This is a genomic window from Streptomyces sp. NPDC092370 (genome assembly GCF_044755265.1).
GTDB lineage: Bacteria > Actinomycetota > Actinomycetes > Streptomycetales > Streptomycetaceae > Streptomyces.
Genome location: NZ_JBIVQO010000001.1, coordinates 548,779 through 575,129, shown reverse-complemented (window position 1 = coordinate 575,129; position 26,351 = coordinate 548,779). Strand labels below are relative to the sequence as shown.

The 26,351-nt window shown below is 72.0% G+C and carries 25 protein-coding genes and 2 pseudogenes; 8 read left to right on the top strand and 19 right to left on the bottom strand.

The window, feature by feature from the left end; genetic code table 11:
- Window positions 1–5 precede the first annotated feature (5 nt).
- Window positions 6–1,727 (bottom strand): 2-isopropylmalate synthase, encoded by a 1,722-nt coding sequence (gene leuA, locus ACIQHQ_RS02520; protein ID WP_402609303.1) that lies wholly within the window; start codon window positions 1,725–1,727, stop codon window positions 6–8.
- A 321-nt stretch (window positions 1,728–2,048) separates the two neighbouring features.
- Between leuA and ACIQHQ_RS02515 the strand changes: the two genes are divergently transcribed.
- The 3 genes from ACIQHQ_RS02515 to ACIQHQ_RS02505 are packed head-to-tail and all read left to right on the top strand — an operon-like array spanning window position 2,049 to window position 4,778.
- Complete coding sequence (locus ACIQHQ_RS02515) at window positions 2,049–3,110, top strand: M4 family metallopeptidase (protein WP_402609301.1); 1,062 nt, start codon at window positions 2,049–2,051, stop codon at window positions 3,108–3,110.
- Between the two features lie 20 nt (window positions 3,111–3,130).
- Window positions 3,131–3,397, top strand: coding sequence for a protealysin inhibitor emfourin (locus ACIQHQ_RS02510; protein ID WP_402609299.1), 267 nt, complete (start codon window positions 3,131–3,133; stop codon window positions 3,395–3,397).
- A 58-nt stretch (window positions 3,398–3,455) separates the two neighbouring features.
- Window positions 3,456–4,778 (top strand): GH1 family beta-glucosidase, encoded by a 1,323-nt coding sequence (locus ACIQHQ_RS02505; RefSeq protein WP_402609297.1) that lies wholly within the window; start codon window positions 3,456–3,458, stop codon window positions 4,776–4,778.
- Here ACIQHQ_RS02505 and ACIQHQ_RS02500 read toward each other — a convergent pair.
- A complete protein-coding gene (locus tag ACIQHQ_RS02500; RefSeq protein WP_402609295.1) occupies window positions 4,768–5,004 on the bottom strand; it encodes a hypothetical protein in 237 nt (78 codons plus the stop codon). The two genes, ACIQHQ_RS02505 and ACIQHQ_RS02500, sit on opposite strands and share 11 nt — an antisense overlap.
- Before the next feature lie 300 nt (window positions 5,005–5,304).
- Between ACIQHQ_RS02500 and ACIQHQ_RS02495 the strand changes: the two genes are divergently transcribed.
- Window positions 5,305–5,583 (top strand): hypothetical protein, encoded by a 279-nt coding sequence (locus ACIQHQ_RS02495; protein WP_402609293.1) that lies wholly within the window; start codon window positions 5,305–5,307, stop codon window positions 5,581–5,583.
- 14 nt (window positions 5,584–5,597) lie between these two features.
- On the opposite strand, the gene era is transcribed toward ACIQHQ_RS02495, so the two are convergent.
- Window positions 5,598–6,560 carry a GTPase Era gene (era, locus tag ACIQHQ_RS02490; protein WP_402609291.1) on the bottom strand — a complete coding sequence of 321 codons (963 nt, stop codon included), beginning with the start codon at window positions 6,558–6,560 and terminating at the stop codon, window positions 5,598–5,600.
- 160 nt (window positions 6,561–6,720) lie between these two features.
- On the opposite strand from era, the gene ACIQHQ_RS02485 reads away from it, so the two are divergent.
- Both ACIQHQ_RS02485 and ACIQHQ_RS02480 read left to right on the top strand, forming a co-directional pair.
- Window positions 6,721–8,031 carry an ammonium transporter gene (locus ACIQHQ_RS02485; RefSeq protein WP_402609289.1) on the top strand — a complete coding sequence of 437 codons (1,311 nt, stop codon included), beginning with the start codon at window positions 6,721–6,723 and terminating at the stop codon, window positions 8,029–8,031.
- Window positions 8,028–8,366 carry a P-II family nitrogen regulator gene (locus tag ACIQHQ_RS02480; RefSeq protein ID WP_030836455.1) on the top strand — a complete coding sequence of 113 codons (339 nt, stop codon included), beginning with the start codon at window positions 8,028–8,030 and terminating at the stop codon, window positions 8,364–8,366. Before ACIQHQ_RS02485 ends, ACIQHQ_RS02480 begins: the two co-directional genes overlap by 4 nt.
- A 142-nt stretch (window positions 8,367–8,508) precedes the next feature.
- Here ACIQHQ_RS02480 and ACIQHQ_RS02475 read toward each other — a convergent pair whose 3' ends face one another.
- The 8 genes and pseudogenes from ACIQHQ_RS02475 to ACIQHQ_RS02440 form a co-directional block, all read right to left on the bottom strand.
- Window positions 8,509–8,862: a cytidine deaminase gene (locus ACIQHQ_RS02475; protein ID WP_402609287.1), complete on the bottom strand. Its 354-nt coding sequence runs from the start codon at window positions 8,860–8,862 to the stop codon at window positions 8,509–8,511.
- Window positions 8,863–8,882: 20 nt separating this feature from the next.
- Window positions 8,883–9,242, bottom strand: a complete 360-nt coding sequence (locus ACIQHQ_RS02470) for an MmcQ/YjbR family DNA-binding protein (protein WP_402609285.1) — start codon at window positions 9,240–9,242, stop codon at window positions 8,883–8,885.
- Window positions 9,239–10,543: a hemolysin family protein gene (locus tag ACIQHQ_RS02465; protein WP_402609283.1), complete on the bottom strand. Its 1,305-nt coding sequence runs from the start codon at window positions 10,541–10,543 to the stop codon at window positions 9,239–9,241. Before ACIQHQ_RS02465 ends, ACIQHQ_RS02470 begins: the two co-directional genes overlap by 4 nt.
- 8 nt (window positions 10,544–10,551) lie before the next feature.
- Window positions 10,552–11,049, bottom strand: coding sequence for an rRNA maturation RNase YbeY (gene ybeY, locus ACIQHQ_RS02460; RefSeq protein ID WP_402609281.1), 498 nt, complete (start codon window positions 11,047–11,049; stop codon window positions 10,552–10,554).
- A 14-nt stretch (window positions 11,050–11,063) separates the two neighbouring features.
- Window positions 11,064–12,131: a PhoH family protein gene (locus ACIQHQ_RS02455; RefSeq protein ID WP_402609279.1), complete on the bottom strand. Its 1,068-nt coding sequence runs from the start codon at window positions 12,129–12,131 to the stop codon at window positions 11,064–11,066.
- 219 nt (window positions 12,132–12,350) lie between these two features.
- Complete coding sequence (locus tag ACIQHQ_RS02450) at window positions 12,351–13,484, bottom strand: carbohydrate kinase family protein (RefSeq protein ID WP_402609277.1); 1,134 nt, start codon at window positions 13,482–13,484, stop codon at window positions 12,351–12,353.
- Between the two features lie 138 nt (window positions 13,485–13,622).
- Window positions 13,623–14,912: a glucarate dehydratase family protein gene (locus tag ACIQHQ_RS02445; protein ID WP_402609275.1), complete on the bottom strand. Its 1,290-nt coding sequence runs from the start codon at window positions 14,910–14,912 to the stop codon at window positions 13,623–13,625.
- Window positions 14,909–15,170: pseudogene (locus tag ACIQHQ_RS02440) on the bottom strand (5-dehydro-4-deoxyglucarate dehydratase); the annotation flags it as partial. The gene ACIQHQ_RS02445 and the pseudogene ACIQHQ_RS02440, both read right to left, overlap by 4 nt.
- Window positions 15,171–15,364: 194 nt before the next feature.
- Here ACIQHQ_RS02440 and ACIQHQ_RS02435 point away from each other — a divergent pair.
- Window positions 15,365–16,215 (top strand): annotated as a pseudogene (locus tag ACIQHQ_RS02435) (IclR family transcriptional regulator); the annotation flags it as partial.
- Between the two features lie 205 nt (window positions 16,216–16,420).
- Window positions 16,421–17,734, top strand: coding sequence for an MFS transporter (locus tag ACIQHQ_RS02430; protein WP_402609273.1), 1,314 nt, complete (start codon window positions 16,421–16,423; stop codon window positions 17,732–17,734).
- 13 nt (window positions 17,735–17,747) lie between these two features.
- Here the strand turns inward: ACIQHQ_RS02430 and ACIQHQ_RS02425 are convergent, their stop codons facing one another.
- From ACIQHQ_RS02425 to ACIQHQ_RS02390, 8 genes are all read right to left on the bottom strand, one after another.
- A complete protein-coding gene (locus tag ACIQHQ_RS02425) occupies window positions 17,748–18,740 on the bottom strand; it encodes an adenosine deaminase (protein WP_402609272.1) in 993 nt (330 codons plus the stop codon).
- Between the two features lie 20 nt (window positions 18,741–18,760).
- A complete protein-coding gene (locus ACIQHQ_RS02420) occupies window positions 18,761–19,702 on the bottom strand; it encodes a ribonuclease Z (protein WP_402609270.1) in 942 nt (313 codons plus the stop codon).
- A gap of 6 nt (window positions 19,703–19,708) precedes the next feature.
- Window positions 19,709–20,062, bottom strand: coding sequence for a histidine triad nucleotide-binding protein (locus tag ACIQHQ_RS02415; RefSeq protein ID WP_402609268.1), 354 nt, complete (start codon window positions 20,060–20,062; stop codon window positions 19,709–19,711).
- Window positions 20,063–20,159: 97 nt separating this feature from the next.
- A complete protein-coding gene (locus tag ACIQHQ_RS02410) occupies window positions 20,160–23,351 on the bottom strand; it encodes a S41 family peptidase (RefSeq protein ID WP_402609266.1) in 3,192 nt (1,063 codons plus the stop codon).
- A gap of 45 nt (window positions 23,352–23,396) precedes the next feature.
- Window positions 23,397–23,942, bottom strand: coding sequence for a hypothetical protein (locus ACIQHQ_RS02405; RefSeq protein ID WP_402609264.1), 546 nt, complete (start codon window positions 23,940–23,942; stop codon window positions 23,397–23,399).
- A gap of 49 nt (window positions 23,943–23,991) precedes the next feature.
- Complete coding sequence (locus tag ACIQHQ_RS02400) at window positions 23,992–24,384, bottom strand: VOC family protein (RefSeq protein WP_402609262.1); 393 nt, start codon at window positions 24,382–24,384, stop codon at window positions 23,992–23,994.
- A 15-nt stretch (window positions 24,385–24,399) separates the two neighbouring features.
- Window positions 24,400–25,140 (bottom strand): 16S rRNA (uracil(1498)-N(3))-methyltransferase, encoded by a 741-nt coding sequence (locus ACIQHQ_RS02395; protein ID WP_402609260.1) that lies wholly within the window; start codon window positions 25,138–25,140, stop codon window positions 24,400–24,402.
- The gene (locus ACIQHQ_RS02390; RefSeq protein WP_402609258.1) at window positions 25,137–26,210 is read right to left on the bottom strand and encodes a nitronate monooxygenase; all 1,074 of its coding nucleotides are present in this window, start codon (window positions 26,208–26,210) and stop codon (window positions 25,137–25,139) included. Before ACIQHQ_RS02390 ends, ACIQHQ_RS02395 begins: the two co-directional genes overlap by 4 nt.
- Between the last annotated feature and the right edge of the window lie 141 nt (window positions 26,211–26,351).

Below are 26,351 nucleotides of genomic sequence, written 5' to 3'. Positions count from 1 at the left end.
GCTGGTCAGCGAGCCGCGCGGTTGACGGCCGAGACGACCGCCTTCAGCGAGGCCCGCGTCGTGTTGGCGTCGATTCCGATGCCCCACAGGACCTTGTCGCCGATCGCGCACTCGATGTAGGAGGCGGCCTGCGCGGAGGCGCCCTCGCTCATCGTGTGCTCCTGGTAGTCCAGCAGGCGTACGTCGATGCCGACGGACTGCAGGGCGTCGAAGAAGGCCGAGATCGGACCGTTGCCGGAACCGGTCAGGACGGTGTCCTGGCCGTCGACCGTGGCTTCCACCTTCAGCGTGTCCACGCCGTCGGTGTCGGTCGTCGACTGGTTGTTCTTGACCTGGATCCGGCCCCACGGGTTCTCGGGGTTGGGCAGGTACTCGTCCTGGAAGACCGACCAGATGTCCTTCGGCGTGACCTCGCCGCCCTCGGCGTCGGTCTTCGCCTGGATGAGCTTGGAGAACTCGATCTGCATCCGGCGCGGCAGGTCCAGCTTGTGGTCGTTCTTCAGGACGTAGGCGATACCGCCCTTGCCGGACTGCGAGTTGACCCGGATGACCGCCTCGTAGGAGCGGCCGACGTCCTTCGGGTCGATGGGCAGGTAGGGGACGGCCCACTCGATGTCGTCGACGGTGACGCCCCGGGCGGCCGCGTCGGCCTCCATGGCGTCGAAGCCCTTCTTGATGGCGTCCTGATGGGAGCCGGAGAAGGACGTGTAGACCAGGTCGCCCACGTACGGGTGGCGCGGGTGGACCTCCATCTGGTTGCAGTACTCCCACGTGCGACGGATCTCGTCGATGTCGGAGAAGTCGATCTGCGGGTCGACGCCCTGGGAGAACAGGTTCATGCCCAGGGTGACCAGGTCGACGTTGCCGGTGCGCTCGCCCTGCCCGAACAGGCAGCCCTCGACGCGGTCGGCGCCGGCCATCAGGGCCAGCTCGGCGGCGGCGACGGCGGTGCCGCGGTCGTTGTGCGGGTGGATCGACAGGCAGACGTGCTCGCGGCGGGAGAGGTTGCGGCCCATCCACTCGAAGCGGTCGGCGTGCGTGGACGGCGTGGACCGTTCCACGGTGGCGGGCAGGTTCAGGATGATCTCGCGGCCCGGGCCGGGCTGCCAGACGTCCATGACCGCCTCGCAGACCTCCAGCGCGAAGTCCAGTTCGGTGTCGGTGAAGATCTCGGGGCTGTACTGGTAGCCGAACTCGGTCTCGGGGCCCAGCAGCTTCTCCGCGTACTCCATGACCAGGCGCGTGCCGTCGACGGCGATCTGCTTGATGTCGTCCTTGGAGCCGCGGAAGACGACCCGGCGGAAGACCGGGGCCGTGGCGTTGTACAGGTGGACCGTGGCGCGCTTGGCGCCCTTCAGGGACTCCACCGTGCGCTCGATCAGGTCCTCGCGGGCCTGGGTCAGTACGGAGATGGTGACGTCGTCGGGGATGGCCCCGGGCTCCTCGATGATGGAGCGTACGAAGTCGAAGTCGGTCTGGCCGGAGGCCGGGAAGCCGACCTCGATCTCCTTGTAGCCCATCTTGACCAGCAGGTCGAACATGGCACGCTTGCGGGCCGGCGACATGGGGTCGATCAGGGCCTGGTTGCCGTCACGCAGGTCGGTGGAGAGCCAGCGGGGGGCGGTGGTGATGCGCTGCTCCGGCCAGGTGCGGTCCGGGATGTCGACCTGCTCGTAGCGGCCGTACTTGTGGATCGGCATGGAACTGGGCTGCTGGCGGTTCGCCATGATGCGGGGGCTCCTCAGGGGGTGTCCGGAAGGACGGCCGACGACGCAGCACCAAGCTCCGCGGGGAGGGAGTCGGCCTCGACTACAGGCCCTCGCCGCGGCAGCTAAGGAGAAGCAGCCCGAAACGCATGATGCGCAGCATGCTAGCCGAGCCTCTCCCGGCGCGTGGGGTCGTATCAGTATGCGGGACCCGACGCACATACGGGACAAAAAGTGCGCTATACCACTCCACCACGGAACGTGAGGGACGTTGTCCCGGTATTTCACCAATCATGGTGGCGACTGGTGACAGGGTCGTCACGCAGTGCAAAGGTGCCGGGCATGACGACTCACGGGGGCTTCGAGCCCGTCTTCTGCACCATCGTTCCGCCCCATGTCCTCGACCGGCTCGCCCAGGCCGAGGACCCCGCGCTCGCCGGTCCCGCCCGCCGCACCCTGCAGCGCGACGCCTTCGAGCGCACCCAGCGCCGCCTGACCACGGTCATCGGCGCCACCGCCGTGGCCGCGGTCGCCGACGGCAAGCCGCGGCGCACCGTCCACGACGCCCGGCACGGCACCGACCTGCCCGGCCACAAGGTCCGCGGCGAGGGCGACAGGCCCGGCAAGGACGCCACCGTCAACCGCGCCTACGCGGGTCTCGGCGCCACCTTCGAGCTGTTCCTCCAGGCCTACCGGCGCGACTCGATCGACGGGAAAGGCCTCCCTCTGATCGCGACCGTGCACTACGACCGCGACTACAACAACGCGTTCTGGAACGGCGAGCAGATGGTCTTCGGCGACGGGGACGGGGAGATCTTCCTCGACTTCACCATCCCGATCGACGTGATCGGCCACGAACTCGCGCACGGCGTCACGCAGTACACGGCCAACCTCACCTACTTCGGCCAGCCGGGCGCGCTCAACGAGTCCCTGTCGGACGTCTTCGGCGCCCTGATCAAGCAGTACACGCTCGGCCAGACCGCCGCCGAGGCCGACTGGCTGATCGGTGCCGGGCTGCTCGCCCCGCGGGTGACGGGCACGGCCCTGCGCTCCATGAAGGAGCCGGGCACGGCGTACGACGACGACGTCCTCGGCAAGGACCCGCAGCCGGCCACGATGGACGGCTTCGTGCGCACCGGCCGCGACAACGGTGGTGTGCACATCAACTCGGGCATCCCGAACCACGCCTTCTACCTCGCGGCCACCGCCCTCGGCGGTCACGCCTGGGAGCGGGCCGGACAGGTCTGGTACGACGTCCTGACGAGCGGTCGCCTGACGCAGCAGGCGATGTTCACCGACTTCGCCACGCTCACCGTCGAGGCCGCCCGGGAGCGCTTCGGCGACGGGGAGGAACTGGACGCCGTGTCGAAGGCCTGGGAGCGGGTCGGGGTGCGGACCCTGTAGTTCCGTACTAGACAGGTCCCATGCGGATTCAGGTGAGGCGCACGGGCGGGTTCGCGGGCATCGAGCGGCACGCGGAGGTGGACACCTCGGGCCGGCCGGATGCCGCCGAGTGGCACGCCCTGGCCGGGCAGGCGGTCGCCGCCGGCCGGAGCACGCCGCCGGTCGGGGTGCCGGACGGCTTCAGCTACCAGCTCACGGTGGACGGGAAGACCGTGTACTGCGCGGATCCCCGGCTGACCGAGGAACAGCGCAAGCTGATCTCGCGGGTGCTGAAGGAGGGGGCGTAACGGCTCCTTCCCGCCCGGCCGTTGACTTCCGTTACCGTCGGTACGGATGATCCAGCGCATGGCGACTGACGCAGGCACCGCGATCCCCCGATTCCCCGACGGCTTCCTTTGGGGCGTGTCCACCTCGGCGCACCAGATCGAGGGCGCCGCGGACGAGCGCGAGCCGTCCGTGTGGGACGCGTTCACGGCGGAGCCGGGACGGGTGAAGGACGGCTCGACGGCGGCGGTGGCCTGCGACCACGTCCACCGCCACCGCGAGGACGTGGCACTCCTGGCAGGCCTCGGCGTGAACGCCTACCGCTTCTCGATCTCCTGGCCGCGCGTGCGCTCCGACAAGGGCCTGGACTTCTACGACCGGCTGGTGGACGACCTGTGCGCGGCCGGCGTCCGCCCGGTGCCGACGCTGTTCCACTGGGATCTGCCGGCGGACCTGGACTGGCTGGAGCGGGACACGGCCGAACGTTTCGCCGAGCACGTCTCACTGGTCGCGGGCCGGCTGGGCGACCGTGTGACGAAGTGGATCACCCTGAACGAGCCCGCCGAGCACACCCTGCTGGGTCACGCCCTGGGCGTGCACGCGCCGGGGAAGCGGCTGCTGTTCGACGCGCTGCCGGCCGCCCACCACCAGCTGCTCGCCCACGGCCTGGCCGTCCGGGCCCTGCGCGCCTCCGGCGCCGGGGACATCGGCATCGCCAACTCGCACGGCCCGACCTGGGCGGCCTCGACCGAGGCGGCGGACGTGGAGGCGGCCGAGTTCTACGACCTGCTGCTGAACCGCCTGTTCGCGGACCCGTTGCTGCTGGGCCGGTACCCGGACGGCATCGGCGAGCTGATGCCGGGGAACGTGGAGGCGGACCTGAAAGTGATCGCCGAGCCGCTCGACTGGTACGGGATCAACTACTACGCGCCGACCAGGGTGGGTGCCCCGCAGGGCGCGGAGATCGAGTTCGGCGGGGTCACGATGCCCGCCGAACTGCCCTTCTCCGTCCGGGAGATCGAGGGCCACCCGGTCACCGACTTCGGCTGGCCGGTCGTGCCCGGGGGCCTCACCGAACTGCTCACCACGTTCCGCGACCGCTACGGCGACCGGCTCCCGCCCGTCGTCATCACCGAGAACGGCTGCTCGTCCCCGGGCATCGACGACCAGGACCGCATCGCCTACCTGGACGGCCATGTGCGGGCCCTGCACCGGGCGGTGGAGGCGGGTGTCGACGTGCGCGGCTACTTCGTGTGGTCCCTGCTCGACAACTTCGAGTGGGCGGAGGGCTACGCACGCCGTTTCGGCCTGGTCCACGTCGACTTCGGCACCCTGGAACGAACCCCCAAGGCGTCGTACCACTGGTACCGGGAGCTGCTGCGGGCGCAGACGCCTACGGCTTGATGCCACCCGGTCCACAGGCTGACCCCGGTGTCCGCCGGACCACGAGGAAGTGGTCGCCGGCACCGCCGATCCGCTCCACCAGCTCCCGCGCCGAGAGCCGCGCGTCCGTCGGGGCGTCGCCTTCGGCGGGGCCGGGCTGCCGGGCCTCCTGGAGCCTGTGGCCCAGGAGGCCATGCGCAGGACCGTGGGGGGCGCCCTCACCGGTGCCGGATCGTGCGTCGTTCACGCCGTGCCTCCTGAAGGGCCGTCACGCTTGCCCGGCAGGGGGCCGACCCTTCATCGGCTCGTTCCCCCCGGGGGCGGTGCCGTCCCTGTGCATCAGGGAGACCGTTGCAGCGTGAAAAGCTCTGCGGGCATGGCTACTTGTGCGACAGGGTTCCGGAAGTATCAACTCCCCGTCCGGACGATCCGTTGTCCGCTCGACCCTTCCCTGACGTCGCCCCCCCCCCCCGGAGGAGCCGCCCGTCATGCCCTGAACGCGCGGCCGGCCTCGTGGCAGGTGCCCGAGGAGGTGTGCGCGAACGCCGTGCCGCTCGTGTCCGGGCTGGTCACCGACGCCGTGCTGCACACGCTCGGGAAGCGCGTCCTGTGCGGCGTGCGGCTGGTGACGGACGCGCGCTTCCGGCTGGAGGGGCACGACGGTGACCGCACGGGCCGCCGCATCCCGGACCGCCGCCCCGGCCTGGACGACGAGGGCGGCCGCGGCCTGCTGCTCGTACGGGAGATGGCTACAGCTGGAGCATTCACCCGCTCGGCCCTCACGGGCGGCAACGCGGTGTGGGCGGGTCTGCGGACGGCCTTGTAGCGAGCCGCGGGTTCTCAGAACCCCAGTTTGCGCAACTGCCGGGGATCCCGCTGCCAGTCCTTGGCCACCTTCACGTGCAGATCGAGGAAGACCGGCGTGCCCAGCAACGCCTCGATCTGCTTGCGGGACTTGATGCCGACCTCCTTCAGACGCTTGCCCTTGGGGCCGATGATGATGCCCTTCTGGCTGGGGCGCTCGATGTAGACGAAGGCGTGGATGTCGAGGAGGGGCTTGTCGGCGGGGCGGTCCTCGCGCGGGAGCATCTCCTCGACGACGACCGCGATGGAGTGCGGCAGCTCGTCGCGGACGCCCTCCAACGCGGCCTCGCGGATCAGCTCCGCGATCATGACCTGCTCGGGCTCGTCGGTCAGATCGCCCTCGGGGTAGAGCGCGGGGCCCTCGGGCAGCAGGGGGACGAGCAGGTCCGCCAGCAGACCCACCTGCTGGTCGGCGACGGCCGAGACCGGCACGATCTCGGCCCACTCGAAGCCGAGCTCCTTGCCGAGCTGGTCGATGGCGATCAGCTGCTCGGCGAGCGCCTTGCTGTCCACCAGGTCGGTCTTGGTGACGATGGCGATCTTCGGCGTCTTCTTGATGGACGCCAGTTCCTTCGCGATGAAGCGGTCGCCGGGACCGAGCTTCTCGTTCGCCGGCAGACAGAAGCCGATCACGTCGACCTCGGCCCACGTGGTGCGCACGACGTCGTTGAGCCGCTCGCCCAGCAGCGTGCGCGGTTTGTGCAGCCCCGGGGTGTCGACCAGGATCAGCTGGGCGTCCGGGCGGTGCACGATGCCCCGCACGGTGTGCCGCGTCGTCTGCGGCTGGTTCGCCGTGATCGCCACCTTCTGGCCGACCAGAGCATTCGTGAGGGTGGACTTGCCCGCGTTGGGACGGCCCACGAAGCAGGCGAAGCCGGCCCTGTGGACAGCTCCGGCCGGCTCTTCGGATGACTGGGTACGAACGCTCATGGCGCCCATTGTCCCTGATCCACGAAGCCGCCCTGTACCGGACGTCTCTCGTGAGCTCCTCGAAACCCTTACGCAACGAAACGTCACGGAAACATACCCGTACGCAACCGGAAACGCGGGACGGTGACCCTCTGACGAGCCCCCGGAGCCCCCACCCGTTGGAGACGCCGTGCCTCTGGCCGCCCCGACCGCCGACACCGGCGACACCGCCTGGCTGCTCGCCGCCACCGCCCTCGTCCTGCTCATGACGCCGGGCCTGGCCCTCTTCTACGGCGGCATGGTCCGCACGAAGAGCGTGCTCAACATGCTGATGATGAGCTTCGTGTCCATCGCGCTGGTGACCGTGGTGTGGCTGGCGGCCGGTTACTCCCTGGCCTTCGGCGAGGACGCCGCGGGCGGACTCATCGGCGGGCTCGACCACGCCGGGATGAGCGGCGTCGGCCCGGACAGCGTCCAGGGCACGGTCCCCACGGTGCTGTTCGCCACCTTCCAGCTCACCTTCGCGATCGTCACGGCCGCGCTGGTCAGCGGCGCCATCGCCGACCGGGCGAAGTTCGGAGCGTGGCTGGTCTTCGTGCCGGTGTGGGCGCTGCTCGTATACGTTCCGGTCGCGCACTGGGTGTGGGGACCGGGCGGCTGGATCCTGGAGCGGCTGGGTGCGCTGGACTTCGCCGGCGGGCTGCCCGTGGAGATCGTCTCCGGCGCCTCCGGGCTGGCGTTGTGCCTGGTCCTGGGCCCGCGCCTGGGCTTCAAGAAGGACGCCATGCGCCCGCACAACCTGCCCATGGTGATGCTGGGCGCCGGTCTGCTCTGGTTCGGCTGGTTCGGCTTCAACGCCGGCTCCGCCCTCGGCGCCAACGGCCTCGCGGCCGCCGCGTTCCTCAACACCCTCGCCGCGGGCTGCACCGGACTGCTGGGCTGGCTCTTCGTGGAGCAGAAGCGCGACGGCCATCCCACGACCCTGGGCGCCGCGTCCGGCGCGGTCGCGGGCCTGGTCGCCATCACCCCGTCCTGCGGGTCCGTCTCCCTGCTCGGCGCGCTGGTCGTGGGCCTGGCCGCCGGCGTCGTCTGCTCGTACGCCGTGAGCTGGAAGTTCAAGCTGAACTACGACGACTCCCTGGACGTCGTGGGCGTCCACCTGGTCGGCGGGGTCATCGGCACCCTCCTCATCGGCGTCTTCGCCGTCGAGTCGATGACCGGCGGCGCCGAGGGCCTCCTCTACGGCGGCGGCCTCGGTCAGCTCGGCAAGCAGCTGCTGGCCGTGGTCGTGGTGGCGGTGTACGCGTTCGGCGTGACGTACGGCATCGGCAGGCTGATCGACACCGCGATGGGCTTCCGTGCCGACGAGGAGCAGGAGCAGACCGGCCTGGACCTTACGGTGCACGCCGAGACGGCCTACGATCACGGGGTCCTGGGCCACGGCGCCCCGGTCTCCTCCTCCGTCGTCTCCCCCGCCCAGAAGGTCACCCCCCAGGCATGAAGCTCATCACCGCGATCGTCAAGCCGTACCGCCTCGACGAGGTCAAGAACGCCCTGCAGGAACTCGGCGTGCACGGCCTGACCGTGAGCGAGGCCAGCGGCTACGGTCGGCAGCGCGGCCACACCGAGGTGTACCGCGGCGCCGAGTACCAGGTCGACCTGGTGCCCAAGGTCCGCATCGAGGTCGTCGTCGAGGACGCGGTCGCCGAGGACGTCATCGACGCGGTCGTGAAGGCCGCGCACACCGGCAAGATCGGCGACGGCAAGGTGTGGGCGCTGCCCGTCGACACGGTCGTGCGGGTGCGGACGGGCGAGCGCGGCCCCGACGCGCTCTGACGCCGGGGCCGCGCCGCCCCGGTCTCAGTCCACGCTGCGGGAGAGCCGACCTGACGGTCCGTCGAAACGTACGGTTCCCTTGATGCCCGTGGGAGCACGGGGCGGCACGGTGCAGGCCCCATTGCCGCCGTTACAGTGACGTTCAGCCGGCGGTGACGGTGGTCCGGACCGTCCCGTCCGGCCCGGCCACCAGGACCGGCGTCTCGGCGCTGCCCAGATCCCGTACCGCCGCCCGGTCCTCCGCGGACGCGGTCTCCGCCTCCGTCACGACCGCCGCCGCCTCCAGCGACCGGGCGCCCGACGCCACCGCCATCGCCACGGCCGTCCGCAGGGCACTGAGCTTCAGGGAGTCGAGGGCCACGGTGCCCGCGACATAGGTGCGTCCGGTCTCGTCCCGTACGGCCGCGCCCTCGGGCACACCGTTGCGGGCCCGCGCGGAACGGGCCAGGGTGACGATCTTGCGGTCCTCGGGATCGAGCGCGCTGCTGTCGGTCATGATCCGAGCATACGGAAGCGTCAGGCGCAGTTGAGGCGGAGGCGGTCCGCTCGCGGCAGACCCGCGACGACCAGGTCGTAGGAGTCCTCGATGAGCTCCCGGACCAGCTCGTCCGGGAGGGCGCCGTCGACGGTGACCGTGTTCCAGTGGCGCTTGTTCATGTGCCAGCCCGGCACGATGAGCCCCTCGTGCTCGCCGCGCAGGCGGACCGCCTCGTCGGGGTCGCACTTGAGGTTGACCTTCAGGGGGCGCGCGTCCAGGAAGGAGAGGGCGAAGAGCTTGCCCTGCACCTTGAAGACCGAGATCTCCGGGCTGAACGGGAAGTCCTCCACCGCCGCGTTGAAGGACAGGCAGAACGCGCGCAGCTCCTGGGGAGTCATTCCGGCTTCTCCTCCTCGGGCGGGTCCGCCGGGTCCACCGGCTCCGCCAGCACCGTCACGATCTTGTTCCGGCGGCCGGCGGCGGCCTCCGCGGTCAGGCGCAGCTGGCGGCCGTCGGGCAGGTCCACGACGGAGGAGGCGCCCGCGATGGGGACGCGGCCCAGCGCCTTGGCCAGCAGACCGCCGACCGTCTCGACATCCTCGTCGTCGAAGGCCTCCAGGCCGTACAGCTCGCCCAGGTCCCCGATGTCGAGGCGGGCGGTGACCCGGAAGCGGTCCTTGCCGAGGTCTTCCACCGGCGGCAGTTCACGGTCGTACTCGTCGGTGATCTCGCCGACGATCTCCTCGAGGATGTCCTCGATGGTGACGATGCCGGCCGTGCCGCCGTACTCGTCGATGACGACGGCGACGTGGTTGCGTTCCTTCTGCATCTCGCGCAGCAGATCACCGGCGTTCTTGGTGTCGGGCACGAAGAACGCGGGACGCATGGCCGTGGACACCTGCTCGGACTCGGCGTCGCGGCTGATGTGGGTCTTGCGGACGAGGTCCTTCAGATAGACGATCCCGACGATGTCGTCCTCGCTCTCGCCGGTCACCGGGATGCGCGAGAAGCCGGAGCGCAGGGCGAGGGTGAGGGCCTGGCGGATGGTCTTGAAGCGCTCGATGACCACCAGGTCCGTGCGCGGGACCATGACCTCGCGGACGAGGGTGTCGCCCAGTTCGAAGACCGAGTGCACCATGCGGCGCTCCTCGTCCTCGATGAGGGACTCCTTCTCGGCGAGGTCGACCAGCGCGCGCAGCTCCGCCTCGGAGGCGAAGGGGCCGCGGCGGAAGCCCTTGCCGGGCGTGAGCGCGTTGCCGATGAGGATGAGCAGCGACGGGACCGGGCCCATGATCCGGGCCAGCGGTACCAGGACGTACGCCGAGACCGTCGCGGTGTGCAGGGGGTGCTGCCGGCCGATGGTGCGCGGGGAGACGCCGACGGCGACGTACGACACGAGGACCATGACCGCGATGGCGACGAGGAGGGCCTCGGTGGTGCCGTCGAACGCTTGCAGACAGCCGTAGGTGATCAGGGCGGCGGCGGCCATCTCGCAGGCGACGCGGACCAGCAGCGCCACGTTGAGGTAGCGGGTGGGGTCGGCGGCGACCTGGGAGAGCTTGGCGCTGCCCCGGCGGCCGGAGCGCACGGCCTCCTCGGCGCGGAAGCTGGAGACGCGCGCGAGGCCCGCCTCCGCGCAGGCGGCGAGCCAGGCCACGACGACCAGGGCGATGGCGCCCAGGGCGAGTTGAGGGCTCATCGGCGGGCTCAGGAGACCGTCGGCGCCGGGGACGGGCCGGTCAGGCCCCGCTCCGCGCGCCATCCGTCCACGATGGCCGCCTGGAGGCCGAACATCTCGGCCTTCTCGTCCGGTTCCTCGTGGTCGTAGCCCAGCAGGTGCAGCACTCCGTGGACGGTGAGCAGCTGGAGCTCCTCGTCCATGGAGTGCTGCGTGTCGGCTTCCTCGCCCTGTTTCTGAGCGACCTCGGGGCACAGCACGATGTCGCCGAGCAGCCCCTGCGGCGGCTCGTCGTCGTCCTTGGAGGGCGGGCGCAGCTCGTCCATCGGGAACGACATGACATCCGTCGGACCCGGCAGGTCCATCCACTGGATGTGGAGCTGCTCCATGGCGTCGGCGTCCACGACGATCACCGAGAGCTCGGAGAGCGGGTGGATACGCATCCGAGTGAGCGCGTAGCGGGCGATGTCGAGGATCGCCTGCTCGTCGACCTCGGTGCCGGACTCGTTGTTGACGTCGATCGACATGGTGCTGTGTGTGTCTACTTCCCCTTGTGCCCGGACTTGCCGCGGCCCTTGTGCGCGCCGTTCTGGGTGCCGTGCGTGGTGTCGTACTTCTCGTACGCGTCGACGATACGGCCCACCAGCTTGTGCCGGACGACGTCCTGGGACGACAGCCGGGAGAAATGCACGTCCTCGACGCCTTCCAGGATGTCCTGCACCTGGCGCAGACCGCTCTTCGTCCCGTCGGGCAGGTCGACCTGCGTCACGTCACCCGTGATCACGATCTTCGACTCGAAGCCGAGGCGGGTGAGGAACATCTTCATCTGTTCGGGGCTCGTGTTCTGGGCCTCGTCCAGGATGATGAAGGCGTCGTTGAGCGTACGGCCGCGCATGTAGGCGAGCGGCGCGACCTCGATGGTGCCCGCCGCCATCAGCCGCGGGATCGAGTCCGGGTCGAGCATGTCGTGCAGGGCGTCGTAGAGGGGGCGCAGGTACGGGTCGATCTTCTCGTAGAGCGTGCCCGGCAGGAAGCCGAGCCGCTCTCCCGCCTCGACCGCGGGACGGGTCAGGATGATGCGGTTGACCTGCTTGGACTGCAGGGCCTGCACCGCCTTGGCCATCGCCAGGTAGGTCTTTCCGGTGCCGGCGGGGCCGATGCCGAAGACGACCGTGTGCTTGTCGATCGCGTCCACGTAGCGCTTCTGGTTGAGCGTCTTGGGGCGGATCGTGCGGCCGCGCGAGGACAGGATGTTCTGCGTGAGCACCTGGGCCGGGGTCTCCTGGCCGTCGCCCTCGCCGTTGTCGCTCGCCTTGAGCATGGCGATCGAGCGTTCCACTGCGTCCTCCGTCATCGGCTGCCCGGTGCGGAGCACCAGCATCATCTCGTCGAAAACGCGCGAAATGAGGGCGACGTCCTTGGCGTCGCCGACCGCGCTGATCTCGTTGCCCCGGACGTGGATGTCGGCCGCCGGGAAGGCCTTCTCGATCACGCGCAGAAGGGAGTCGCCGGACCCCAGAACGGTCACCATGGGGTGCTGGGCGGGGACGGTGAGCTGCGCTCTCGCCTGCTCCTGCGCGAGGGTGTGAGCTGTGGGTGTCTGAGTCATGGGCCGGCGCTGAAGGCCTGCGGTTCCTCCTCGTCACGGCCGCGCAGCTGAGGGCGGCCTCGCGATTCCCAGGGTACGACGGGGGAGTGACATCGCCGTAGGGGTTTTGGCGACGGGGTTGGAAAGGGGAGTGACGGCGGAGCGGGCCGGGGCCGGGGGTGGGGGGCGGAGCCCCCCGGGGGGCCGGGGCCCGGGGAGCAGCCCCGGGGGGCCGGGCTGTCAGGCGGAGCGGCGGAAGCCGATCGTGGGTACGGCGCGCCGCAGCGGCCAGGGCCTCACCAGTTCCTCCGACACGAGCCCCGCGAGGAACCCGTACCTCTCCAGTGCCGTCGGCGACTGCCCTGCGACCGACTGCACCTTCCGCCACCATGCCGCGATCTCCGACCACCCCGGCGCCGAGAGCGATCCCCCGAACTCCTGCACCGACAGTGCCGCCGTCAGTCCCGCGAAGGCCAGCCGGTCCGCCAGCGGCCAGTCCGCCAGGGTCCCGGCGACGAACCCGGCGACGAACACGTCGCCGGCCCCCGTCGGGTCGAGGGCCTCGACCTCGATCGCCGGTACCTCCGCCGTCTCCCCCGTCCGCCGGTCCACGGCGTACGCACCGTCCGCGCCGAGGGTGACCACCGCGAGCGGCACGTACGCGGTCAGGGCGTGCGCGGCGGCCCGGGGGCAGTCCGCGCCGGTGTACCGCATGGCCTCCTCCGCGTTCGGCAGGAACGCCTCGCAGTGCGGCAGGTCGGGCAGGCCCGCCAGGTCCCACGCGCCGGTGTCGTCCCAGCCGACGTCGCCGAACACGCGGGTGCCGTTGCTCGCCGCCTGGGCGATCCAGGGCGCGCTGACGCCGGGCGCGAGGGAGGCGACCGCGGCACGGGCGCGGGGCGGGCACTCGGGGGCCGGTTCCTCGGAGGGCGGCTCGTGGCCGTGCGAGACCATCGTTCGCTCCCCCTCGTAGGCCATGGAGACGGTCACCGGGGAATGCCAGCCGGGCACCGTGCGCGACGGGGTGAGGTCGATGCCCTCGCCGTGCTCCAGGGCGTCCCAGCAGTAGTCGCCGTAGTGGTCGTCGCCGAAGGCCGCCGCGAGGGACGTCCGCAGGCCGAGGCGGGCCAGGGCGGTCGCCATGTTGGCGACGCCGCCGGGGCTCGATCCCATCCCGCGCGCCCAGGACTCCGTGCCCCGAACCGGGGCGGAGTCGAGGCCGGTGAAGATGATGTCCAGGAAGACGGTGCCGGTGAGATAGACGTCCCAGGGCGGGTCGTCCGGCCTGCGCAGCGGGGCGAGGGGATCGACCTGGCTCTGGCGGTGCGATCCTTTTCCCGGGCCCTTTCCGGCCGGGGCGGTGGACGCGGTCACGATGCGCTCCCTGACGTGGTGCTGATCAGGCCAGTCTGCACCACATCACCGGCAACGTGACCCCGATCACGCCGGACCCAGGGACCCGTCAGCTCGCGCGGGACCCTCGCACGCCCCCCGCCCCGGCAGGAGCGGGGGTCACCAGCGGGGCACGGCGGGAGTCACCCACTCCGGGTCGGCCACCCGCATCGCCGCCGCGTCGTCGCGGTTCCGCAGGGCGCCGTCGTCCTCCAGCCACCGCCGGTGCAGTGCGGCCAGCCGCTCACGGTCGAGTTCCACGCCGAGGCCGGGGGCGTCGGGCACGGCGACCCTGCCGTCCTCGAAGGCGAGCCGCTCGGTGAGGACGTCCTCCGACTGCCAGGGGTAGTGGGAGTCGCAGGCGTGGTGGAGGTCCGGGACCGTGGCCGCCACGTGGGTCATGGCGGCGAGGGAAATGCCGAGGTGGGTGTTGGAGTGCATCGACACGCCCACGCCGAAGGTGCGGCAGACGGCGGCGAGCTGCTGGGTGTTGCGCAGTCCGCCCCAGTAGTGGTGGTCGGAGAGCACGACCTGGACGGCGCCGCGGGTGAACGCCTCCTCGATCTCGGCGAAGGTCGTCACGCACATGTTGGTGGCGAGCGGCACTCCGGTGCGTTCGGCGACCTCGGCCATGGCGGGTGTGCCGAGCGCCGGGTCCTCCAGGTACTCCAGGACGTCCCCGAGCTCGCGGGCCACCTTCCCGGACGTCTCGACGGACCATGCGCCATTCGGGTCGAGCCGCAGCGGATGCCCCGGGAAGGCCTCGGCGAGCGCCCGTACGGCGGCGATCTCCTCAGCCGGCGGGAAGACGCCGCCCTTGAGCTTGAAGGAGGTGAAGCCGTAGCGCTCCTTGAACCGGCGGGCCTGTTCCACCACTCCCGCCGGGTCGACGGCGGGGCCCCAGTCGTCCTTCTCGGCCGGGACGCCCTCGGGGTGGGCGGCCCACTTGTAGAACAGGTAGGCGCTGTACTCGACGGCGTCGCGCACCTTGCCGCCGAGCAGCGTGTGCACGGGCAGTCCCAGCGCTTTGCCGAGGGCGTCCAGGCAGGCGACCTCGAAGCCGGAGACGACGGACAACCGCAGCTTGTCCGCGGTCTGGACGCCGCGCAGCCCACCGACGTCGACGGCGTTCTCCACGCGCGAGGCGTCCACCGCGACCCGGTCCGCGACGGCGAACAGGCCGTTCAGATCGCTGACCTGACGCCCCTTCAGCCGCTCGGCGAAGGGCCGGGCCAGCTCCAGGTACTTGGCGTCGCCGTAGGTCTCCCCCACGCCGGTGATGCCGTCGGCCGTGACGACCTCGACGATCAGCCGGGGCGTGTACGGCTGGTGCACACCCTGGGTGTTCAGCAGCGGCGGGTCCGCGACCAGGATCGGTGTCAGGCGCACGTCGGTGATGGCGAGGTTCACGGGGCGGCTCCTACGAGGTCGAGTCCGGGGGGCGGTGAGGGCCGACAGGTGACAGGTCGGCGGGCGAGGCGCCGGTGAGGGGGGCGCGCACCGGGCCCACCCGGGGGCCGCACAGCCGGGCAGCGGCCTTCACCGGGGAACACGGCGCACCCGGGGAGGCGGTCGCGCGGTTCGGCGAACGGCGACGTGGAAGTCGCGCAGCAGCTTGCCGACGGTGCCGTGGTCGCCGTCGGCAAGGGCGGTGCAGAAGGCGCCGGCGGTCTTCGAAGGCGGCTTGGTCGCGCTGGTGGACGATCAGGGGCAGCGGGGTGCGGGGGACGATCTGCTCCGGCTGGGCGACCAGGCCGTCCACGGTCACCGCCCATCTCCTCCTACCGACCTCATCCATATATGAGAATGAAGGTTGAGTATGAGAACGTCAACCGTCCCGGCGGCCCGATCACCATCGGCGCATGCCAGACACGGGGGGCGTCCGTGAGGTGAAGTCCGCGGCGTGCGCGGTCGAGCTGCCGGAACTCCTCGCCGCGCGCGGCGACCGGCCGACGCGGCTCCAGGAGCCGGCCGACGAACCCGGCGTGCCGCGCAGCCCGATGTACGCGCCGCCGCACACCCTGATCTCGCGCGGCTGGGTCCGCACCGACGTCACCGGCTCCCTGTACGGCATCGGCATCCACGCCCTGCTCACCGGCACGAGCCACCTCGACTCCGCCCCGCGGGGCGGGCGGTGCGGCCGTATCCCCGACGAGGCGTCCGAGGCGCTGGGCGAGACCGTCCACATGGGCCGGCCGGACGGCCGGGACGTGGCGTATGCGACGAGGCGTCCGAGGCGTTGGGCGAGACCTTCCACCTGGGCCGGCCGGACGGCCGGGACGTGGCGTATGCGGCGACGCGCGAGTCACACGGGTACCTGTGGACCATCAGCCGGGCGGGGCGGCGCCTGCCCGCGCACGTCGGCGCCCCGGGCAAGGCCCTGCCGGCCGAACACCCGGACGCGGAGCTGCCCGAAAGGCCGTACGAGGCACTGACCCCGAACTCGCACACCGGCAGGGAGCCCCTGGCGGCCGACCTCGCGCGGACCCGGCCGCGCGGCTGGCCGGTGGACTGCCAGGAGCCGGTTCCCGGCATCGTCGGCTTCGGATTCGCGCCGCGCCACGACACTCCCGCGCGGGACGCGATCAGCTGCTCGGTGCCGGTCGCCCGGCTCACGCCCGCGCACGAGGAGCGGATCGTCGCGGTGCTGCGGGAGATCCGGTCGAAGGTCGAGGCGACGGTTCCGGGCGGTCCCGGAGCCGTGCACTGGCGGGAGCGAAAACACCTGCCCCACAAGGCGAAAGGCCCATGTCTACCCGGGCTTCACCGCCCCAAACGCGACGTGCTCCACATCACACCCCCCTGGCTCACGTGCCCGACTCCTTGCTTGATACAAATTGCCCGCGCGTTCCTGTCCGTCGACGGTCGTCGCCCCCTCCCCCTTTCTGCCGCTCCTTTCGCATGCCCTGGGAACGCCCGTGTTCGCCCCTCGCACCACGCCTTGGCCCCTCGTCGCCCTTTTCACGGCCGGGTACCTCGCCCCGTATCTGCTGCCGACCACCGTCGGCCGGCTCGACTCGGGACTTCCGCTCTCCGCCACGCAGTCCGGCGCCGTCGGCAGTGCCCTGCTGCTGAGTTCGGCCGCCGCCGGATTCGTCCTCGCCTCCCGGGTCGAACGGGTCGGAGCCCGCGCGCTCGCCCGTCTGGGCCTCGCCCTGGCCCTCCTCGGCTACGGCGGCGCCGCCCTGGCCACCGCGATTCCCGCCGTCGTCACCGGCGCGGTCGTCGGCGGCTTCGGCTCGGGCACGGCCACCACCGTCGCCGCCACCCTCATCGCGGCCCAGAGGGACCCGCACCGGGCCTCCACCGCCGGCCTGTTGAGCGTCTCCGGCCTCGCGGGCGTGGTGTACCTGACGGTGCCGCACCTCGGCCCCGGGCACGGTCTGCCCCTGGCCGCGATCGCCCTCACGGCCCTGGCCGTGTGGCCGCTGACCGGCCGCCTCCCCGTCGGGACGCCCCCGGCGCCCACCCGGCACGGCAAGGCCCGGCTGCCGCACGCCCGTTCCGGGCTGGTGCTGGCCGCCGCCATGGTGTGCTGGTCGCTCGCGCAGAACTCCCTGTGGGGCGTGAGCGGCCGGATAGGGCTGGAGCAGGCACACCTGAGCGAGACCGCCGTCGGCGCCGTCTTCGCGGTGGCGCTCGGCGCCGGGCTCGCCGGTGTCCTGGCGGCCGGCGCCCTCGGGGCACGCCTCGGACGCGCGGTGCCGATCGGCCTGGGCACGGTCCTCATCGCGGGCTGCATCGTCCTCAGCGCCTCCGCGACCGGCTTCGGGAGCTTCGCGGCCGGCGAGATCGCCTGGAACACGCTCTACCCGGTGGTGCTGTCGTACCTCATCGGGCTCGCCGCCTCGCTCGACCCGCGCGGCCGCTGGGCGGTGCTGGTCGGCTCGGCGTCCTCGCTGGGCACCGCCGCCGGGCCGCTGACCGGCAGCGTGCTGTCGGCGCAGGCCGGATTCCCGGCGATGGGCGCGGTGCTCGGCGGGGGGCTGCTGGTGATCGCCCTGCCGATGACCGCCGTCGCCCTGCACACCGGCGGACGTCCGCTGCTGCCCGGCGCGATCCGCCGCCGCGGCGGCCACCCGGCCGCCCTGGTCGCCGCCGCCACCGGCACGCCCACCGGCGCGGTCCCCGAGATCGGCGCCCCGGAGCAGCCCGTGGTGGAGATCCCGGTGGAGGCCGCCGCCGTCCCCGCCCGGCGCGCCTACGGCAAGGCGGGTTCGGAGGTCCTCTGAGTCCGGCCCGGAGCTATTCGAAAGTGTAGTCCTCCACCTCGGCCAGATACCGCGCCCGCAACTCCTCGTCGTCCTCCAGGAAGGAGGCGAGGAAGGAGTTGCGGGCGAGCTCCCGCAGCCGTTCCCCGGTGAGGCCGAGAGTGGCGCGCACGGCCTCGAAGTTGTCGCCGGCGTAGCCGCCGAAGTAGGCCGGGTCGTCGGAGTTGACCGTGCACATGAGGCCGGCGTCCAGCATGGCGGGCAGGGGGTGGTCGGCGAGGGTGTCGACGGTGCGCAGCCGCACGTTGGACAGCGGGCACAGCGTCAGCGGCACCCGCTCGCGCACCAGCCGCTCCACCAGCGCGGGGTCCTCCACGCAGCGCAGCCCGTGGTCGACCCGCTCGACCCCGAGGACGTCCAGCGCCTCGGTGATGTACTCGGGCGGGCCCTCCTCACCGGCGTGGGCGACCCGCCGCAGGCCGAGCGCGGCGGCCCTCTCGTAGACCTCGCGGAACTTCACCGGCGGATGCCCCACCTCGGCCGAGTCGAGACCGACGCCGGTGATCCGGTCCAGGTAGGGCTTGGCGGCGTCCAGCGTGGCCAGGGCCGACTCGGCGGACTCGTCGCGCAGGAAGCACAGGATCAGGCGGGTGGAGACGCCGTGGTTCGCCTCGCTGTCGCCCAGCGCGCGCCACAGTCCCTCCACGACCGTGCCGAGCTCCAGACCGCGGCTGGTGTGGGCCTGCGGGTCGAAGAAGATCTCCGCGTGCCGCACGCCCTGCGCGGCCGCCCGGGCGAGGTACTCGTTCGCCAGGTCCTCGAAGTCCCGCTCGGTGCGCAGGACGGCCATGAGCTCGTAGTAGAGGTTCAGGAACGACTGGAGGTCCTCGAAACGGTAGGCCTCGCGCAGCTCGTCCGTGTCGGCGTACGGCAGCGTGAGGCCGTTTCGGGTGGCGAGCTCGAAGGCGAGTTCCGGTTCCAGGGTGCCTTCGATGTGAAGGTGCAGTTCGGCTTTGGGGAGGGACATCAATTCATCGTACGGCCGTTTCACCGACGCTTCGGAACCGGTACCCGCAGGAGATCGTGGGCCACGGTCAGCTCACCGTCGTACCCGGCGGCCCGTGCCTGCCGCTCGAACTCTCCCCCACTCTCGGCTTCGCTCGAGCGGGAGGGGCCCCCACGGCCGGTGTAGCGCTGGCTGAAGTGGGTCAGCACGAGGTGGCGCACGCCGCCGTCCCGGGCCACCCGAGCGGCCTGACCGGCGGTCAGGTGCCCGTGCTCGACGGCGAGTTCCTCGTCCTCGTCCAGGAAGGTCGACTCGATGACGAGCATGTCGCAGTCCTCGGCGAGCGCGTACACGCCGTCGCACAGCCGGGTGTCCATGACGAACGCGAACCGCTGCCCGCGCCGCACCTCGCTGACGGCGTCGAGGTCGACCCCGCCGAGGGAGCCCTCGCGCTGGATGCGGCCGACGTCCGGGCCCGCGATGCCGTGCGCGGCCAGCCGCTCGGGCAGCATGCGGCGGCCGTCGGGCTCGACGAGCCGGTAACCGTACGACTCCACCGGGTGCGACAGCTTCCGGGCCTGAAGCGTGTAGCCGCCGGTGCGGGCGAGGGGCCCGTCGGCGTCGACCGGGGCCTCGGTGATGCCGACGGTCTCGCGGTAGGCCGTGGCGTACCGGAGCCGGTCGAAGAAGCGCTGCCCGGAACGGGGGTAGTGGGCGGTGATCGCGTGCGGGACCCGGTCGAGGTTGATGCGCTGGATCACACCGGCGAGGCCGAGGGAGTGGTCGCCGTGGAAGTGCGTGACGCAGATCCGGTTCAGGTCGTGCGCGGCGACCCCGGCGCGCAGCATCTGGCGCTGCGTGCCCTCACCCGGGTCGAACAGGATGCCCTCGCCGTCCCAGCGCAGCAGGTAGCCGTTGTGGTTGCGGTGCCGGGTCGGGACCTGGCTGGCGGTGCCGAGGACGACGAGTTCACGTACGGACACGGCGGATCATCCCGGGGGCCACTGGAGGCCGCGGCCGCCGAGCACGTGGCCGTGCACGTGCCACACCGTCTGGCCGGCGCCGCTGCCCGTGTTGAAGACCAGACGGTAGCTGTCGAGCTTCTCCTCGTCGGCGACGGCCTGGGCCTCGCGGAGCACGTCCGCGGTGAGGGCCGGATCGGCGGCGGCGAGGGCGGCGGCGTTCTCGTAGTGCGCCTTGGGGATGATCAGGACGTGGGTGGGGGCCTGGGGGTTGATGTCCCGGAACGCGATGGTGGTGTCCGTCTGGCGGACGATCGTCGCCGGGATGGTGCCGGCGACGATCTTGCAGAACAGGCAGTCGTCCTGGGGTTCCCCTGCCATGTCTCCTCCGAGGGTTGGGCCGTGCGGTCCGACCCGGGCATCGTATCGTCGTCGGGCGCGGGTGCGTTGGGGCTGGTCGCGCCGTTGCCCGCGCCCCTCAGGTGGGCAGGCCCGGGGGCGTTTTCGCGGGTGCCGACTCCAGGCTCTCCAGCGCCAGCCGGATGGCCTCGTCCAGTTGGGTGTCCCTGTTCACCGCGTAGTCCTGGGGGCGTTGGACGATCTCCACGTCCGGGTCCACGCCGTGGTTCTCCACACCCCATTCGTAGCCCTGCAGCCAGAAGGCGTATTTGGGCTGGGTCACGAGGGTGCCGTCGACCAGGCGGTAGCGGCTGTCGATGCCGATGACGCCGCCCCAGGTGCGGGTGCCGACGACCGGGCCGAGACCGAGGGCTTTGATGGCCGCGTTGACGATGTCGCCGTCGGAGCCGGAGAACTCGTTGGCGACGGCCACGACGGGGCCGCGCGGGGCGTCCTCCGGATAGCTGTAGGCACGCATGCCGCGCGGGACGGCCCAGCCGACGATGCGGCGGGCGAGCTTCTCCACGACCAACTGGGAGGTGTGGCCGCCGCGGTTCTCGCGGACGTCGACGACCAGGCCCTCACGGGCGACCTCGACCCGCAGGTCGCGGTGGATCTGGGCCCAGCCGGGGGCCTGCATGTCCGGGACGTGGAGATAGCCGAGGCGGCCGCCGGACTTCTCGTGGACGTAGGCGCGCCGGTCGGCGACCCAGGCGTGGTAGCGCAAGGGCTCCTCGTCGGCGACCGGGACGACGACGGCGTGCCGGGGATCGCCGCCGCCGGACGGGGAGATGGTCAGCTCCACCGGCTTGCCGGCCGTGCCGATCAGCAGCGGACCGGGGCCGGCCACCGGGTCGACCGGCTGTCCCGCGACCGCGACGATCGCGTCCCCGGGGCGTACCGCGACGCCCGGCGCGGCCAGCGGGCTGCGGGCGTCCGGGTCGGAGGTCTCGGAGGGCAGGATGCGGTCGACGCGCCAGCTGCCGTCCTCGTGGCGGGAGAGGTCGGCGCCGAGCAGGCCCTGGCGGGGGCCGCCGCCGCGTCCCCCGCGCGGGATGACGTAGGCGTGCGAGGTGCCCAGTTCGCCCTGCACCTCCCACAGCAGGTCGACCAGGTCGTCATGGGTGGCGACCCGCTCCACGACCGGGCGGTAGCGGCCGAGGACGCCGTCCCAGTCGACGCCGCTCATGTCGGGCCGCCAGAAGTGGTCCCGCATGATGCGGCCGTTCTCGTCGAACATCTGGCGCCACTCGGCCGCCGGGTCGACGATCTGGCGTACACGGCTCAGGTCGACGGTGATGTTCGTGTCGCTGTCGTCGTCGTTCGAGGCGCGCCGGTCACTGGGGACGACCTTCAGCCGCCCGTCGGTCCACAGCAGCACCCGCTTGCCGTCGCCGCTCACCGCGAAGTGGTCGGCGCCGACGGCGAGATGCTCGATGCGCTGCTGGGCGAGGTCGTAGCGCTCCAGTTCGGACGTGGGCTCGGGGCCGTCCGGGGTGGCCCGGGACGCGCCGAGGACACCGGAGACCGGGTGGCGCAGCCACAGGACACCGTCCTTGGCGGCGCGCAGGTTGGTGTAGCGGGCGGCCTCCACCGGGAAGGGCACGATGCGGTCGGCGAGGCCTTCGAGGTCGATACGGGTGGTGGGGGTGCCCTCGCTGTCGGGGGTCTCCTCCCGGTCGGGCGTCTCGAAGGACCGGCCGTGCCGCTGCGGCCCGAAGGGGGAGGGAGTGGTGGCCGCGAGGGTGATCAGATGCGGCCGGGCGCCCTCCACGAAGGCCAGGTCGAAGACGTGCTCGTCGTAGACCGGGTCGAAGGAACGGGTCGACAGGAACGCGAGGTGCTTGCCGTCCATCGTGAACGCGGGCGCGTAGTCCTGGAAGCGCAGCGGGGTGGCCTCGGTGACCGACAGGTCGGTGGTGTTGGCGAGCTTCAGCTGGCACAGGGGCCGCGGGCCGGGGTGGGACCAGGCCAGCCAGGACGAGTCGGGCGAGAAGACGGGCCCCGACACGTCGCCGTCCTCGCTTCGGTCTACCTCGCGCACCTCGCCCGTCTCCCGCTCCACGAGCAGCAGGCGGCCGTCGTGACAGGCGACCGCGGCCCGGCTGCCGTCGGGCGCCATGGCGAGGTCCAGGACCCGGCCGAGCTGTCCGGCGGCGATCCGGCGCGGTGTCGCCCCGGGGGCGAGTCCGGTGGCGGGCGCGAACTCCAGGGCGTCGTCGCCCTCGGCGTCCGTCACCCACACCACCCACTCCTCGCCGTCCGCGCGGAACGTCCGCGGCAGCCGGGCCCGCACGCCGGGCGTCGCGGCCAGGGCGCGGGCCGGGCCGGAGCGGTGGGTGACCCAGTGCACGCAGCCGCGTACGGCGACCGCGCTGCCGCGCGCGGTGTGGTCCGGGGACGCCGATCCGAACCAGCGGGAGGCGTTCACCGGGAACGGCTGCAGATCGGCGCGCTGTCCGCCCAGCCGCACGTCCAGCCGCCGCGGCTCGGCCCCCTCCAGGTCGTCCAGCACCCACAGTTCACCGGCGCTGGAGTAGACGACACGGGTGCCGTCGCCCGCGGCGTGCCGGGCGTAGAAGCCGTCGAGAGCCGTGTGCCGGCGCAGGTCGGATCCGTCGGCGAGGGAGGAGTAGAGCGCGCCGGTGCCCTCGTGGTCGGAGAGGAAGGCGATGCGGTCCCCCACCCACAGCGGGTACTCGATGTTGCCGTCGAGGTCCTCGTGCAGCCGCGCGAACTCCCCGTCGTCCTCCCGGTCGATCCACAACTTGCCCGCCGTACCGCCCCGGTACCGCTTCCACCAGGCGGCCTCACGGCCCATCGGCGCGGACAGCAGCACCGTGTGCGGTCCGTGGGCGACGTCGCCCACGGGCCCGTACGGCAGGACGGCGGCCGGACCGCCGTCCAGCGGGACGGCACGGGCCCAGGTGCGGCGCAGACTCGCCTGGCCCTGGGTGCTGATCGCCAGGACCTCACCGTCCGGGGTCCAGCCGCGCACCTGCGTCTTCGCACTCCCCCAGTACGTCAGCCGCTTGGCGGGACCGCCGTCGACCGGGGCGACGAGCACCTCCGGGGCGCCGTCTCTCGTGGAGGTCCAGGCGACCGTGGTGCCGTCGGGCGAGATGCGGGGCTGGGTCACCGGCATGTTGTCGGCGCTGACCCGCCAGGCCCGGCCGCCGTCGAGCGGAGCGAGCCACACGTCGTCCTCGGCGGTGAAGGCGACCAGGTCACCGTGCACATGGGGGAACCGGAGGTAAGCAGGCGATGTCACCGGATCACCCTACGCAGGGACGCCGCCGCGCGGACGGGGTTCGGATCACTTGCCCTCGACGGGGCGGCAGTCCGGGTACCGCTCGCACCAGATGGTCTGGGTGACGGTCACGGTGACGGTCGGCCCGGGCCCGCCGTTCGCGGGCCCGCCGACGGGCGGCGGGCTGGTGGAGTCGCAGTCGCCGAGCCCGTCGACCTGGAACCACACCTTGCCGTCCACCTTGGCGGTGATGTTCCCGCGCACGCAGGCCCCGTCCACGGCGTGGGTGACCTTGCCGTCGACGGTGATCTCCTTGCCGTCGTTCGTCTCGCCCTCGCAGTCGACGGTCGCGACGGTCCGCTCACGCGCCGAGGGTGACGACTTCCCGCCGCTCTCCCCGTAGGAGGCGGTGCATGTGAGCCAGCGCACGCCCGCCTTCTGCCGGTTGAGCTCCTTGGTCACCGTCTCGTCGGTGGTGTACGCGACGGACGCGGCGCTGACACCGCCGGGTTCGCAGGCGACCGCGCCACCCACGGCCAGCACGGCGAACGTCGCCGCGACCGCCACTCGCCTGCCGCGCGGTCCCCGCCCATTCCTCGTCGAAGCCCCCATGGAGGGGAGCCTGCCACTGACGGGGGCCGCGCGGTAGGGCGCAAAGGCGTCAGCCGCGCAGCAGCAGCCACTCCTGGAGCTCCACCAGATTCCCCTCGGGGTCCTTGAGGTGCGCCACCCGCATGCGGTCCGTCATGGGCACCGGGCCGTGCAGGACCGTGGCGCCGCGCATCGTGATCTCCTCGCAGTACGCGTCCAGCCCGTCCACCCGCAGCACGACCAGGGACCGGTGGCCCGCCGCCGTGTCGCCCAGTTCGTCGAGGATCTCGGCCATCATCGACCGGTCCTGCAACGCGATCCCCGCGGAACCCACCGCGGGACTGAACTTCTCGTACGGCCCCTGCGCCGCCCCCGACTGCGGCTTGAGACCGAGGACCTCGCCGTAGAAGTGGTAACAGGCGGAGAAATCGGTCACGAGCAGACGAACCTGTGCGAGTTCCACGGTGCCTCCAGGGGGTCAGGACCAGCGTCCGGTGCGTGCCAGGAGCACGGCCGCGGCGGCCGTCCCGGCAGTCGATGTGCGCAGCACACTGCGCCCGAGGCGGTAGGCCCGCGCCCCCGCCTCCTCGAACAGCGCCAGTTCCTCCGGCGCCACGCCCCCCTCGGGCCCCACGACCAGCACGATGTCGCCGGTGGCCGGCAGTGCGGCCGTGGCCAGCGGCGCGTCCCCGCTCTCGTGCAGCACGGCGGCGAACTCCGCCCCCGCCAGCAGGGCGGCGACCTGCCTGGTCGTGGCCGCCTCCGCGACATCCGGGAAACGCACCCGGCGCGACTGCTTGCCGGCCTCACGGGCCGTCGCCCGCCACTTGCCCAGCGCCTTCTGGCCGCGCTCGCCCTTCCACTGCGTGATGCAGCGCGCCGCCGCCCACGGCACGATCGCGTCCACGCCGACCTCGGTCATCGTCTCGACGGCGAGTTCCCCGCGGTCGCCTTTGGGCAGCGCCTGGACGACGGTGACCCGGGGCTGCTCCGCGGGCTCCTCGTGCACCGAGTCCAGCCGCAGGACCAGTCGGTCCTTGCCTTCCGTGTCGAGCACCACACAGTCCGCCCAGCGCCCGGCCCCGTCCGTCAGGACGACGTCCTCACCGGCCCGCAGCCGCTTCACGGAGACGGCGTGCCGTCCCTCCGGCCCGTCCAGGACGTACCGGCCGCCACCGCCCGCGTCGAAGTGCTCGACCACGAACACCGGCGCGGTCACAGCACGCCACCGCCCGTCGACGAGGCCCGGGCGGCGGCCAGTTCACCGGCCAGCACCTCGACCAGCTGTCCGGCGGGCAGCTCACGCGCCATCCGGTGCCCCTGCCCGGCCCACAGCGCCATGCCCTGCGCGTCGCCGGCCTTGGCGGCGGCCTTGCGCAGCGGCGAGGTGAGGTGGTGGATCTCGGGGTAGGCGGCGGGCGCGTACGGGCCGTGCTCGCGCAGGAACCGGTTGACGAGGCCGCGTGCCGGACGGCCCGAGAAGGCCCGGGTCAACTCCGTACGCACGAACAGGGGGTTGGTGAGCGCCTGCTTGTGCAGGGCGTTCGCGCCCGACTCGTGCGTGGCGAGGAACGCGGTGCCCAACTGGGCCGCGCTCGCGCCCGCCGCGAGGACCCCGGCGATCTGGCCGCCGCGCATGATGCCGCCCGCGGCGATGACCGGGATGCTCACCGCCTCGCGGACCTGGGCGATCAGCGACAGCAGCCCGATGCCGGACCCGTCCGTCTCGGGGATGTCCCGGTGGGTGCCCTGATGGCCGCCGGCCTCGACCCCCTGGGCGATGACCGCGTCCGCGCCCGCCCGCTCCACGGCCCGGGCCTCGTCGGGAGTGGTCGCGGCGGCCAGGACGAAGGTGCCGACCCGGTGCAGGGTGTCGACGACCTCACGGTTCGGGACACCGAAGTGGAACGACACCACCGGCACGGGGTTGTCGCGCAGCACCACGAGCTTGGCCTCGAAGCCGTCGTCGCGTCCGCTGTCCGGATCGCCGAGCTCGGTCTCGTACCAGGTGGCCTCGCCGGCCAGCTGGTGGGCGTAGACGTCGACGGCGGCGGGGTCGGCGTACTCCGGCTGCGGCATGAACACGTTGACGCCGAAGGGCCTGCCGGTGAGGCTCCGGAGCTGCTTGATCTCCTGGTACATCCCGTCGGCGGTCTTGTACCCGGCGGCGAGGAAACCGAGCCCTCCCGCTTCGCACACGGCGGCGGCGAGCTGCGGCACGGAGACGCCGCCCGCCATGGGGGCCTGCACGATCGGGAGAGGGAAGAGATCGGTCAGTGCGGAGGACATGACCGCATGTTGTCACGTCCTCCGAACAACTCCGAAACCGGCCTGCCGACTGGCATAGACCAGAAGCACGACCGGTCTCAGCGCCCGTCGATGGCATCCTTCAACCGCGAGAAGAGCCCCTGCCGGCCCGGCTGACCGCGC